This is a genomic window from Streptococcus sp. 4155, from assembly GCF_013276695.1.
GTDB classification, from domain to species: domain Bacteria; phylum Bacillota; class Bacilli; order Lactobacillales; family Streptococcaceae; genus Streptococcus; species Streptococcus pseudopneumoniae.
Genome location: NZ_VMLM01000042.1, coordinates 56249 through 69686, shown reverse-complemented (window position 1 = coordinate 69686; position 13438 = coordinate 56249). Strand labels below are relative to the sequence as shown.

Sequence of the window (13438 nt, the reverse complement as noted above, 5' to 3'; positions counted from 1 at the left end):
TTGCCGTAGGTATAGGTAACTGACTTCGTCAGTTCTATCCACAACCTCAAAACCATGTTTTGAGCTGACTCCGTCAGTTCTATCCACAACCTCAAAACCATGTTTTGAGCTGACTTCGTCAGTCTTATCTACAACCTCAAAACAGTATTTTGAGCAACCTGCGGCTAGCTTCCTAGTTTGCTCTTTGATTTTCATTGAGTATTAATAGACTTGTTTGGTATCTTGAAAACTATATCATATAGGTGTCGTCATGAATCCTTTTAGCTGATTTAAGGATACAAAAACATAATACTATGACTCAATTGAAATATTAAAATTCAATTTCTGACCACCTAATCCTGCTTCAAATAGTTATCGAACAAGTTTTATGATAGCTACCTTGTTAGGATGCTCTTATTTTTTATCAGACAAAACAAAAGGATTAAGGGAGTGAATTTCCTTAATCCGATAGTCTCTTAAGCCTGACGCTGACCAAAGTCCTTAATCATCTGCTCCATTTCTTGTCGGCTAGGAGTTGTCAACATATACAGGTAATCTCCTTGAAGTTCCGCAAAGGCCGCTGGCATGATTTTTTTAACCTTGAACTGCTGACTGTATTTGGCAAGCAAGTCCTCCTCAGAATAAACATAGTGAGCATTTGCACGGCGAGAAGTAGCCAAACAATACTGCGGTTCAAATTCTGACGCTGGGAACTCTTCTCCTGCTACAATCGCCGCATAGCCTCGGTAGAGGTCCAAGGAATGAGCAAAGTTATAAACATCAATAGTGAAACCACCTGCAGGGCGGTTATTGTACTCAATGGCGATGTAATCATCCCCTTCACGGAAGAACTCAATATGGAAGAACCGTTCTTTCATGCCAAATTCCTTGACAATTGCCTCACCATATTTACGTAATTTAGGATCCATATCCTTGAGAACGTAATAAGAATTGTCCATCTTGTAAATCATGAGATCAAGCGGTGTATAGGCGTAATCAAAGGTTGTTGAGAAGACAATTTTACCATCCTTGTCCACAAGACCATCAAAGGTACAAATTTCGCTAGAGGTGACAAATTTCTCAAAGAAATAAACAGTTGAATGATCCCACTCAGACTTGAAGTGATTGATATCGTCTTCTGTCTCAAGCTTAAAGGTGGCGGCCGCTCCCACTCCATTGTCAGGTTTGGCAATCATTGGAAGACCAATTTCTTTCACAGCTTGATCCACATCTGCTTCCGTCTTGATAACTGCTCCAGGGACCACTGGGACACCTGCTTTTTTGAAAAGCTTCTTCATTTCAGACTTAAATTTCGTCTTTTTAATATCCTCTGGTTTGGCACCAAAAACATTAAATTGCTCTCTGAGTGCTGCGTCCAGCTCAAGCCAGTATTCATTATGAGACTCGATGCGATCAAGCGGGCCATGTTTATAAAAGAGAAAAGCAACTGCTCGTTTGACTTCGTCTATGTTCTCAAGATTGTCAACACGGAAATATTCGGTCAGGCTATTGCGTAAAGGCTCATCCAATTGCTCGTATGGTTCTTGGCCAATTCCCAAGACAGTGATGCCTTTATTAGCTAGTTCAATGGTAAACTGTTGAAAGTTTTGTGGATAATAGGGAGAAATAACAAGGTAATTCATAGGTAACTCCTTTTATAAATAGAGATGACCGAGGAAATAAGGCATTTGTTTGCGCCACCATTCCCAGTCGTGGGCGACATCGTGTCCCCATTCAGCAAACCAGGCTGGAATTTGTTTCTGGTCAAAGGCTTCTTTGAGCTTGTAAAAGGATGGCAAGCCATCTTGTTCCCAGGCACCAAGACCCGTACACAACACAATCTCTGCCTGACGATAACGGTCAATAAACCAGCCGTCGTTCTGGTTCCAGATATAATCTACTGGCGAGTTTTGGTAAATAGCATCATCGTTGTAGTAATCGCCGACAAAGAAACGTGCATCGTAAACACCACTGAGAGCAATCACTTTGGTAAAGACATCTGGATGCTGGAGGAAGAAATTGAGTGCATGATAGGCTCCCATAGAGCAACCTGTCGTCATCATGCCATCAAACCAACCTGTCTTATGCTTGATAAAAGGAATGGCCTCCTCAATCACATAACGTTCGTAGGCACGGTGCATTTCCGCTTGGTCGTGACCATTTTTCCAAGTAGCCAACCAGCTCTCACTGTCCACACTGGATAGGGTAAAGAACTGGACACGGCCTTCCTCGATAAAGGAAGCACAGGCGTCAATCATGCCAAAATCATAGTATTCATTGTGACTGCCACCTGATGAAGCAAAGACCACAACTGGAATTCCAGCATATCCATAACGATTGAGGTACATTTCACGGTTAAGGTGACCACTCCAGTGGCTAAGGTTTTCAATATGCATTGGCTTTCTCCTTTTCTAACTTACCATTTCTCTGCAAAAAATCTCAGAGAGTCTGGTAAATTCTCCGACCAAGGGATTTCACTATGGATGGCACCAGACTGAACTTTTAAGACCAGATTATCTAAGTGTACCCCACCTGCTATCAAATCATGGTAATACCGAAGCGACGAGTCGATATAGGCTTGTTTGATATTGCCAGCCATCAAGGTCTTGTCTGTATCATCCGCTTCTTCCGTTCCCACATAGATGAAGATGCGCTGGTCAGGCGATAGTTGCTGACGCTCGATATAGCGGTTAAAGGCTTCTTGGTGGAGCCAGTTGGCAGATGAAAAGACGCCCAAGCAACCAATTTGGTCTTGGTATTCCAAACCGATAAACTGGGTAATATTGCCTCCTAGTGAGGAACCAATCATAGCCGTATGCTGGCGGTCTGCTTTTGTACGATAGGTCTCATCGATAAAAGGCTTGACCACCTCCATGACAAACTCAGCATACTCCACACCCTTACCACCAAACTGCTGCCCTGGGATGGGAGATTCTTGGAACTTCCAAGCCGCATACTCATTCATCCGCCCCATACCATCATTGTCAATAGCAACGACAATCATGCGACTGATATCGGGATTTCGTTTGATAGCTGGGATAATCTTCCATGAATGACCAATGAAAGACTCCTTGCTATAAAAAACATTTTGCCCGTCATGAAAGTAAACAACAGGATAGGAACGATTCGTGTCTTTCTCATAATCTTTAGGCAGAAGAACACGCACACGGCGCTCCTTACCTGTATAAGGAACCTTGAGTTTGTGTTCTTTCATTTTTAGATAAAAATAGGATTGATTCATTGTCAGAAAACTCTCTATATTCAAAATTTTATCTCATTATATCATAAAAATAGAAAAAAAGTTAGTTTTTTACCTATTTTTTAGAGAAAAAACTAACTTTATTTCCTGATTTTCGCTATTCTTTTGCGTTTTCTGATTAGAGCAGATTGTCAATCAAGTCATCGACTTCATCTTTTTCGGCTTGAGGTGTGATTTCAGTGATCATGATTCCAGCCACTGCTCGCTCAACCAAGCCTTCAACATCCATACGCGCTTCGTACTGCTCCGCATTCTTAATTTTAGGATTTGTTTTTGGACGATCTGGTGCAAAAATGGTACAACAGTCTTCAAACGGTTGGATTGAAATGTCAAAGGTATCGATTTCCTGGGCGATGTCAATGATTTCCAACTTGTCCATGGTAACCACAGGACGAATGATGGGAGTGTTGGTAACAGCATTGATAGCCTTCATACTTTCAAGGGTTTGGCTGGCTACTTGACCTAGACTTTCCCCATTGATGATAACCAAACCATTTCGTACCTCACGAATACGGTCAGTAATCCGCATCATAAAGCGACGAGTTAGAGTCATCAAATAAGCTTCTGGCGCTTTGGCTTTGATTTCCTCTTGAATCTCTGTGAAAGGCACCTCGATAAACTGGATATTTCCGCCAAACTTGGTCAATTTACGGGTCAAGTCCTGCACTTTCTTGAGGGCACCAGGACTAGTATATGGTGGACTGGCAAAGTGAACAGCCTCAATATCCACTCCACGTTTCAAAGCTAGATAACCAGCTACAGGTGAATCAATCCCTCCTGACAGCATGAGCATGCCCTTACCTGAAGTTCCAACTGGCAAACCACCAGCCCCACGAATAGTTTCATAAGAAAGGTAGGCTGCCTCTTCTCGAATCTCCACTTGGAGATTGATGTCAGGACTTTTCATTTGAGCTTGCACATTTGGAATGGCTTCAAAAATAGCTCCTCCAAGCGTTTGGTTGAGTTCACGACTGTCGAGTTCAAAGTTGTGGTCGCTACGCTTGCTAGAAATCTTAAAGGTCATGCCTTCCTTGTAGATGTCCTGCATAATCTCTTGCACAGAAGACTTCAGAACTTCTACAGATTTTTCAACCTTATATACTGGAGAAAAATTTTGAATCCCGAAGACTTGCTTGAGTGATTCTGCTACTGCTGTGTAATCAGCTCCATTGAGGTAAGCATGGGCACGGTCACGATCTGCCCTTACCTTAACTTGGGGATAGATAGACAAAACGTCTGAAATATTATTGCGAAGTTTATTGATGAAACGCATACGGTTTTTGCCTTTGGTTGACAGCTCACCGTAGCGAATCATAATTTCTGAATACTGCATAAATGCTCCTATCTTACTTTTCTAGTTTGGTTGTAAATTAATTTTAGCTTGGTCAAAAACTGCTCGACCTGACTCATATCATTTTCAAGGTCTAGGCTAAGACGCACAGCTGACTGGGCCTTATCTTTATCTACTCCCATGGCAATCAGAGTTCCTGCAGGTTTCCCAGCCTTGGACGAACAAGCAGAGGTCGTTGAGATGAAAATATCATAGTCTTCAAAAGCGTGAACGATGACTTCACCACGAACACCCTTGATTCCAAAAGTCAGGATATGAGGGGCAAAGTCTTCCTCATCTGAAAAGACAAAAATATCTGGATAGTCCAGAAGGGCTTGACGAATCACTGCCTTCATCTGCCCAGTCTTGCTCCTAAAGGTATCTAGCTTTTCCATAGATAAACGGAGAGCCTTGGCTGTCGCTGCAATCCCTGCCACATTTTCAGTTGTCGAACGGTAATCACGCTCCTGACCTCCACCAGTCAACAGTGGCGTAATTTTCTTACCAGACTTGATATAGACAAAACCTACACCACGAACTCCATGGAACTTGTGACTAGAGAAAGTCGCAAAATCCACTCTATCAGTCAGATATTTTTCAGTTGGAATCTTAGCAAGTGCTTGAACCGCATCAACATGGAAGGAAATAGTCGGCTTATCTGCCAATAGTTTTGAAATAGCCTCAATGGGCTGAACAGAGCCAATTTCATTGTTTACTGCCATGATAGAGATGAGGGTCGTATCAGGTCTTATCAAAGCTCCTAGAGCCTCAACATCCACAAATCCTTTCTCATCTACTGGAGCAAAATCCACTTCAAAACCTTGATTTTTCAACCAAAGTGCTGATTCTTTGACTGCTGGATGTTCAATGGCTGAAACAATGATGTGCTTGCCAAACTGGGCTTTTTCAAAGGCCACACCCTTGATGACCCAGTTATCCCCTTCTGTCCCACCAGAAGTAAAGAAGATTTCATCGCTTTTCTTACCGATTAAATCTGCAATCTGTTGGCGAGAAGCGTCTAAGATTCGTGTTGCCTGGTCCCCCAAACGATGGAGACTAGATGGATTTCCTAAAATTTTTGAAGCGACCTGCATATAGGTTTCAAGGGCTTCAGGATAAGGCTTGGTCGTCGCCGAATTATCAAAGTAAATCATGTTTTCTCACGCTTTCTAAAATCACTCCTTCTATTGTATCATGAAACGGAGCCTGCGACAAGAAAGGGCAATTCCTCTTTTTTTAAGATTTTTTTTAAAGAAATGCGGTATAATAAATTTTAATCAAAGGAGAAAATGTATGTCTAACTATCGTAGAACTTCAAAACCGAAAACAGAACATATCAAAAAAGGCTTTACTGTTTTTCAAAAAACCATTACTACTATCGGTAGTATCCTCGGCTTGATTACTGCGACTATCACGATTATGAATGCCTTGGATAATAATAAAAATACCAAAAAAGAACCTACGACAACACCGACGACAACCATTGTCAAAGAAATTCAAAAGGAATCCCCTCAGGAAAATACTAGTCCCAATAAGGAAAATAATACTAGTCAAGAAAAAACACAACAAGAGGAAACGCCAAAATCTAGCGTCAAGGAAGAGAAAAAAGAAGATCAGAAAACAGCAACTCAGGACTCTACTACACCTGCTACAAGTAAACCTGCCACTGAAAATGAAAAACAGCCCAATACTCCAACTTCAGAAAATAATACTCAATGAAAATCAAAGAACAAACTAGGAAGCTAGCCGTAAGCTGCTCAAAACACTGTTTTGAGGTTGTAGATAAGACTGACGAAGTCAGTCACATATATACGGTAAGGCGAAGCTGACGTGGTTTGAAGAGATTTTCGAAGAGTATAAAAGTAATCAATAGCCAATAAAATAGCTCCCTCCAAACTTGGAAAGAAGCTATTTTTTTATTGTTCCAATACTTTTCTTGGTTTGGTACCTTCAGCTGGACCGATGACACCTGCCATCTCCAGTTCTTCCATGAGGCGGGTCGCACGGTTAAATCCAACTGATAAGCGACGCTGAATCATAGATGCGCTGGCTTTCTGGGTTTCGATTACCAAAGCCTTGGCTTCTTCAAAAAGCGGATCACCACCAGATTCACCATCTGAAAATTCACCGTCGTTTTCAGAAACCTCACCTGGATCAAAACTATCATCGTAGTCCGCATCTGCCTGAGCCTTGATGAAGTTCACAATGCGCTCAACATCGTCATCCGAGATAAAGGAGCCTTGGAGACGAACTGGATGATTTTCATCAATCGGTTTAAAGAGCATGTCTCCTCGACCAAGAAGTTTTTCTGCTCCATTTTCATCCAAGATCGTACGGGAGTCTGTCCCTGATGATACCGCAAAAGCCACTCGAGATGGGACATTGGCCTTGATCAGACCAGAGATGACATCAACGGATGGACGCTGGGTTGCAAGAATCATGTGGATACCTGCAGCCCGCGCCTTCTGTCCTAGACGGATGATAGCATCTTCCACTTCCTTGCTTGCTACCATCATGAGGTCAGCCAACTCATCCACAATCACAACAATAAGTGGTAGTGGAATCTGCTTGTACTCAGACTGAGCATTAAACTCTTCTACCTTGGCATTAAAGCCTGCAATATTACGAACTCCCACCTTGGCAAAGAGTTCATAGCGGTTTTCCATCTCATCCACAACCTTTTGCAGGGCCTTGCTGGCCTTGCGTGGATTGGTCACAACTGGAATCAAGAGGTGGGGAATGTCATTGTAAACAGACAACTCAACCATCTTGGGATCCACCATCATAAACTTGACCTGGTCGGGTCTTGCTTTCATCAGAATGCTAGCAATGATGCCATTAACAGCTACTGACTTCCCTGAACCTGTTGAACCTGCGACGAGCAAGTGGGGCATTTTGGAAAGGTCAAAAGCTCTTGCGGTGCCATTAACCGCCTTTCCTAGAGGAATTTCCAAGAGATTTTCTGCTTTCGTTTGAGATTGTTCCCATAGTTCGCGGAAGGATACAGTCGCAATCTCAGAGTTGGGTACTTCGATTCCAACTAAGGATTTCCCCGGGATAGGTGCTTCGATTCGGACATCCTTAGCAGCCAAGGCTAGAGCGAGGTCATCTGCTAGATTGGAAATGCGGTTGACCCGTACACCCACTGCTGGCTTAACTTCATATTTAGTCACCGATGGTCCAATTTCGGCCCGTTCAACTGTTACCTTGATACCAAAGCTAGCAAAGGTTTCTTCTAGGATTTTGATGTTTTCTCGGACGATTTTCTTCTCTTTAGACTGGTCCCTTGGTTTATCTGGGGCAAAGAGTTGTAAGCTTGGAAGTTTGTATTCAAGAGCCTCCCTGGCTGAAAAATCGACCTGAACATCTTCGTCATCAGAGCCATCTTCCTGCTCAGGGAATTCAAGTTCGGCTTGAGGCAGGATGATTTCTGGTTCCACCCAGTCTTCTTCAGGTATAGGTGGAACGTCAAGTACAACATCTGCTGTCAGAATTTCACCCGTTTCCATATCAACAGGAGGCAAATCGAGTAAGGCTTTTTCGGTCTCTTCTTGTTCTAATCTAGCCTCTTTCTCATCCTTTTGGCGAGCTTTTTCTTCTTGTTTGACAAAGCGTTCCTCTTTTCGACGCTCATGCCCTTCCCACCATTTGGCAAATCCTCGACTGAAAAATTCAGCAATATCATAAACAGACCAAGGGCTGACTAGGAGGGCACCCACTAAAATCAAGATAGAACCAATAAAGTAAGTGCCGATATTTGAAAAGAGAAAGGCGGTTGGAATATAAAGAGCGACACCAATCAAGCCTCCACCAGCAAAACTGGTCGTTCGAAAACCAGTCAAATCCGTCACAACCTGAGCCATGGTTCCTTTTAGAACGGACTTATCCAAACCGTATTTCCAAACCAAGTAGGCCTCAAAAATCAGGAGCAAGCCTGCAAATATGATGAAAAAGCCAGATAAGAGTCCTTCCTGTTTTCGTATCCACTTGAAAAAGAAGAGATAGAACAAGAGGCCAAATATTGCTAGATAAGCTAGGCTCCCCACCAGCAAGCGAATTAAATTGTAAAGGGTTATACCTGCAGCCCCTAATTTGAAGGCTGCGAAAATCAATAAAATCGCGATTCCCAACGAAATCAACATTCGTTGGATCGCTTCTTTTCTCTCGAGTTCTGCTTTAGACGGTCTCCGTCTTGTTTTACTTGTATTCTTGTTTGCCATTTTTCTATTATACCATATTTCACAGGCATTTCGAAAAGAGAAAAAGACTGCACCAAACGGTCCAATCTTCTTTATCATGATTATATTCAAAGTAATTGTTATTATATTTAAATAAGCAAAGTCTCAAAGTTTAGATTTTTAAGATTTCACTTCGAAATTTGTATTTTTTATTTCTTGTTTTCTATCTATTTCCCTATCCGCAACTTCCCAAACACAATCGAAATGTTTTTCCATCATAGAAATGAAATCTATTTCATCATGATTAGTTTTAAAAAAGTCATCTTTTTTAGTAGTTTTACGTTCACCTATCAACACAAAATTGGTCTCCCAATTATATGGAGGCAGAGTAACTCTTAAAAAAGCCTTTGTCATCTTCATATTTTTCTTTTTTTTATAAACCAACATAAACGGCAAACGATATTGTGTTGAATAATAGCGAATTTCCATTTGTCCACTTTCTACATATTTACTATATTTTTTAGTCACATCTTCAATTTCGATACTAATATTTGTGTCAGACTTTCGCAACCCTTCTTTATCCTCAAGTTTCTCTAAATCTGATAAAAAATTGGTATAGATCTGAGAACACAAAAAACGAATTTTCATTCCATTATTCATAGCATTCTCTAATACAGTTCTATTTTCCGAAAAAAAATCAATACCTGATATAAAAAGTAAATCCAATCTTTTAGTATTTTTACATAACTTTTTAATCTCTCTAGTCGAATGCTTTTTCTTTGCCACTACACCTTTAAATCCATACGATTTCATTTCTTCTGCAATACGAAAATCTCTTGTAATTTTTTTCGTCACTAAGTAACCAAAACCACCGATTATTCCAGAAGCTAATAGAGCTGATAAAATTGATTCTACTATCTTCTTCCAATCCAAATCCAGAATAAATTCAATTATATTCATTTAAAATACTCTCATTATGTTTTTTCATTTCTATGAGTTTTATTTTAGAATATCATTCAAAAACTTGTTTGTCAAATTCTTTAAAAAAGACTGCACCAAACGGTCCAATCTTTTTATTTTCTATCTAATTTTTATGCTTGTGGTTTGCGTAGGTAACCATAAACCACACCACTTACGATTGCTCCTACCAAGACAGCAACGAGGTAAAGGAGGGCATTTGAAGTAAGGGCAATAACGAAGATTCCTCCGTGTGGCGCCATGAGTTTGATACCAGTAAGACCAACGAGACCTCCTGCTACTGCTGAACCAAGAATGAAACTTGGAATCGCACGAGCTGGGTCAGCTGCACCAAACGGAATCGCTCCCTCAGTGATAAATGACAAGCCCATGATGATATTCGTCAAACCAGAGTTGCGTTCTTCCTTGGTAAATTTATCTTTGAAAAGAAGCGTTGCGACAAAGATTGCAAGTGGTGGCACCATTCCTCCAGCCATAACTGCTGCCATGGCTACAGAACCACCTGAAGAAACAGTCGCTGCAAGCGTACCTGTACCAAAGACATAAGCCGCTTTGTTAACTGGTCCACCCATGTCAACAGCCATCATTCCACCAAGGACGATACCAAGAAGGACAGCTGAACCGCCTCCAAGACCGCCTAGGAAGTCATTCATAGCAGTGTTGATTGCCGCCATCGGGATATTCACAGCTAGCATGACAAATCCAGTCAAGATCGTTCCAAGAAGTGGCAAGAGAAGGATTGATTTAGCACCTTCAAGTGAACGAGGAACTTTAACGTATTTCTTGATAGCAAGAACCAATGCACCTGCGATAAATCCTCCCACAAGGGCACCTAGGAAACCAGATGATACACCTGCAAGAGTTGAAGTTGCTTCACCACCTGCGGCATAAGGGATCTTACCAAAGGCAAACCCTTCTTTGGCAATAGCACCAGCCACGAAACCAGCTACCAAACCTGGTTTTTCAGCAATAGAATAGGCAACATAACCTGCAAAGACTGGAAGCATCAAACCAAAGGCAGCTCCACCAATTTTCATGAACATAGAAGCTAGTTCATGGTAGGAACCAAGATTACCAAGGTTTTCATTTGGAACGCCCAAAGCACCGTCAATCAAGAAGGCAAGGGCAATCATGATACCACCACCAATAACGAATGGCAACATTTGAGATACACCACTCATCAAGTGTTTGTAGAAGGCACCACCAAGGCTTTGTTTTTCGTTAGAGGCTGTTGCGGCTTTGGCACCATTAGCGGCACGGTAGATTTCAGCATCCCCAGAAAGAGCCAAGTTAATCAGCTCTTCTGTTTTACGGATACCGTCAGCAACTGGACGATTGATCAATGGTTTGCCATCGAAACGATCCATTTCAACTGCCTTGTCTGCTGCGATGATAACAGCTTTAGCCTTACGGATGTCCTCTGATGTTAGTTGGTTCCCAACACCGCTGGCACCGTTGGTTTCGACCTTGATACCAACCCCCATTTCAGCAGCCACTTTTTGAAGGGCTTCTTGGGCCATGTAAGTGTGGGCAATACCTGTCGTACAAGCTGTAACAGCCACGATAAAGTCACCAGAGTTATTGGCAGGTACTTGAACAGGTTCCTCAGTTTTTTCTGAAGCTTTGTCAAAAAGTTCGATGACTTGATCAGCTGATGTTGCTTGACGAAGTTTGTCAGCAAAACCGTCTTTCATCAAGTATTGAGACAATTCTGCCAAGGCTGCCAAGTGAGTGTCATTGGCACCTTCTGGAGCCGCAATCATGAAGAAGAGGTCTGTTGGTTGTCCGTCCAAGCTCTCATAATCAACACCCTTATTTGACTTAGCAAATAGAACTGTCGCTTCTTTGACAGCAGCGTTTTTGCTGTGAGGCATTGCGATACCGTCACCCAAACCAGTAGAAGTCAAGGCTTCACGCGCCAAAATGCCTTCTTTAAAAGTTTCAAAATCTGTTACATAACCGTGGTCTGTCAAATTTTTAATCATCTCGTCGATGACAGCTGTTTTTTCAGTTGCCTGCAAATCCAGCAACATGACATCTTTTCTCAATAAGTCTTGAATTTTCATCGTTTTTCTACCTCAACTTTTTCATATGTTTCTTTAATAAATTCTGCTGTTGCCAAATCATCTGAGAAGGTGGTTGCCGTTCCGCAAGCCACTCCCCATTTGAAGGCTTCTACTGCGTCTTTGGATTTGACAAATTCACCTGTGAATCCGGCAACCATTGAATCACCAGCTCCAACTGAATTTTTAACTGTTCCCTTGATAGGTTTGGCAAAGTAAGCTCCCCCAGATGTTACCAGAAGGGCACCATCACCAGCCATAGAGATAATGACGTTTTGAGCACCTTTAGCCAGTAACTCACGAGCATATTTCTCAATTTGGTCCAAACTTTCGAGTTTAACCCCAAAAATCGCTCCAAGTTCATGATTGTTTGGTTTAACCAAAAGTGGCTGATAGTCCAAACTATCAATCAAGGTCTGTCCTTCAAAATCGCAAACCACCTGCGCACCAGTCTGACGGGTCAAGGAAATCAAATCCTTATAGATAACATTGCCTAGATTTTTAGCACTTGAACCAGCAAAGACAACTGTATCATCTGCAGTCAAGCTAGATAAAATAGCTTTCAATTCTTCTAGCTGAGCTGGTTCAACAGTTGGACCCCTTCCGTTGATTTCTGTTTCCTGGTCTGCTTTTATCTTAACATTGATACGAGTATCTTCTGCCACTTGGACAAAACGTGTCTCAATTTTTTCCTCTGCCAAAGTATCTGTGATAAATTTACCAGTAAAGCCACCGATAAATCCAGTCGCAGTATTGGGAATATCCAAGCGTTTCAAGACACGGCTAACATTGATTCCTTTCCCACCAGCAAACTTATCATCACTGTCCATACGATTGACACTACCGACTTGAACTTGGTCCAAACGCACAATATAGTCAATAGATGGATTGAGTGTGACTGTATAAATCATACTTCTATTACCTCCGTTTTTTCCTTAATAGCCTGCAAAAGCTCATGCCCTTGACTTGTGATAACGATAGCTCGTTTGAGCGGTGCTACCTTGGCAAAGCAAGTTTGTCCAATTTTTGACGAATCCACCAAGACGTAGGTCTGCTTGGCATTCTCCAAAATAGCTCTTTTCACAGCTCCCTCCTCCATATCAGGAGTCGTATAATAGCCATCGTCAACACCATTCATTCCGATAAAGGCACGGTCAAAGTGCAATTGGTTAATCTGGTTAAGAGCAACGCCCCCGATACTAGCATCTGTCGCCGTCTTGACGTTTCCTCCAACCATGACAATTGGAATCTGCTTTTCAACCAACTGAGCGGCATGGTGAATGGAGTTGGTCACAACTGTAACATTCTTATTGACCAATTCATGAATCAAAAAAGCAGTTGTTGTTCCAGCATCGATAAAGATGACATCTTTTTCTTTAATGAGAGAGGCTGCTTTCTGAGCCAGCAACTTCTTTTCTTGAAGGTTTTTGACAGATTTTTCTTGAATGGTTTCTTCTTCCTGTAAGGAGTGGGGGAGTTCTGCTCCACCATGCACACGACGAAGCTTGTTTTCCGCTTCCAACTCATCCAAGTCTCTTCGAACCGTTGATTCTGACGTTTCTAGCAAACTAACTAATTTTTCAAGAGCAACTACATGATGTTGATTTAACTCCTCTAAAATCAGTTGCTTACGCTCTGTTTTTAACACTGA

12 protein-coding genes are annotated in these 13438 nt (G+C 41.9%); 1 reads left to right on the top strand and 11 read right to left on the bottom strand.

The genetic code is table 11. The annotated features are described in order from the left end of the window. From HT715_RS05635 to HT715_RS05610, 6 genes are all read right to left on the bottom strand, one after another. A partial coding sequence (locus HT715_RS05635; protein WP_345789785.1) for a hypothetical protein occupies window positions 1–195 on the bottom strand: 195 nt, incomplete at its 3' end. Between the two features lie 260 nt (window positions 196–455). After that, window positions 456–1622, bottom strand: coding sequence for an ATP-grasp domain-containing protein (locus tag HT715_RS05630; RefSeq protein WP_001108623.1), 1167 nt, complete (start codon window positions 1620–1622; stop codon window positions 456–458). A gap of 12 nt (window positions 1623–1634) precedes the next feature. Beyond that, window positions 1635–2375: an esterase family protein gene (locus HT715_RS05625; RefSeq protein WP_000546809.1), complete on the bottom strand. Its 741-nt coding sequence runs from the start codon at window positions 2373–2375 to the stop codon at window positions 1635–1637. Between the two features lie 20 nt (window positions 2376–2395). Beyond that, complete coding sequence (locus tag HT715_RS05620) at window positions 2396–3220, bottom strand: alpha/beta hydrolase (RefSeq protein ID WP_172922855.1); 825 nt, start codon at window positions 3218–3220, stop codon at window positions 2396–2398. A gap of 136 nt (window positions 3221–3356) precedes the next feature. Then, complete coding sequence (thiI, locus tag HT715_RS05615; protein ID WP_138706748.1) at window positions 3357–4571, bottom strand: tRNA uracil 4-sulfurtransferase ThiI; 1215 nt, start codon at window positions 4569–4571, stop codon at window positions 3357–3359. Window positions 4572–4579: 8 nt separating this feature from the next. Next, window positions 4580–5722: a cysteine desulfurase family protein gene (locus HT715_RS05610; protein ID WP_119919827.1), complete on the bottom strand. Its 1143-nt coding sequence runs from the start codon at window positions 5720–5722 to the stop codon at window positions 4580–4582. Between the two features lie 139 nt (window positions 5723–5861). Between HT715_RS05610 and HT715_RS05605 the strand changes: the two genes are divergently transcribed. Further along, the gene (locus tag HT715_RS05605) at window positions 5862–6287 is read left to right on the top strand and encodes a DUF6556 family protein (protein WP_031222983.1); all 426 of its coding nucleotides are present in this window, start codon (window positions 5862–5864) and stop codon (window positions 6285–6287) included. Between the two features lie 197 nt (window positions 6288–6484). Here the strand turns inward: HT715_RS05605 and HT715_RS05600 are convergent, their stop codons facing one another. The 5 genes from HT715_RS05600 to HT715_RS05580 form a co-directional block, all read right to left on the bottom strand. Further along, on the bottom strand, window positions 6485–8788 hold the full coding sequence (locus tag HT715_RS05600; RefSeq protein WP_138706747.1) for a DNA translocase FtsK: 2304 nt from the start codon (window positions 8786–8788) through the stop codon (window positions 6485–6487). Window positions 8789–8926: 138 nt separating this feature from the next. Continuing rightward, a complete protein-coding gene (locus HT715_RS05595; RefSeq protein ID WP_138707234.1) occupies window positions 8927–9706 on the bottom strand; it encodes a hypothetical protein in 780 nt (259 codons plus the stop codon). A gap of 131 nt (window positions 9707–9837) precedes the next feature. Then, window positions 9838–11790: a fructose-specific PTS transporter subunit EIIC gene (locus HT715_RS05590; protein WP_138704278.1), complete on the bottom strand. Its 1953-nt coding sequence runs from the start codon at window positions 11788–11790 to the stop codon at window positions 9838–9840. Further along, window positions 11787–12698, bottom strand: coding sequence for a 1-phosphofructokinase (gene pfkB / locus HT715_RS05585; RefSeq protein WP_138704279.1), 912 nt, complete (start codon window positions 12696–12698; stop codon window positions 11787–11789). Before pfkB ends, HT715_RS05590 begins: the two co-directional genes overlap by 4 nt. Beyond that, window positions 12695–13435: a DeoR/GlpR family DNA-binding transcription regulator gene (locus HT715_RS05580; protein ID WP_000920625.1), complete on the bottom strand. Its 741-nt coding sequence runs from the start codon at window positions 13433–13435 to the stop codon at window positions 12695–12697. The genes pfkB and HT715_RS05580 overlap by 4 nt, the downstream gene beginning before the upstream one ends. Between the last annotated feature and the right edge of the window lie 3 nt (window positions 13436–13438).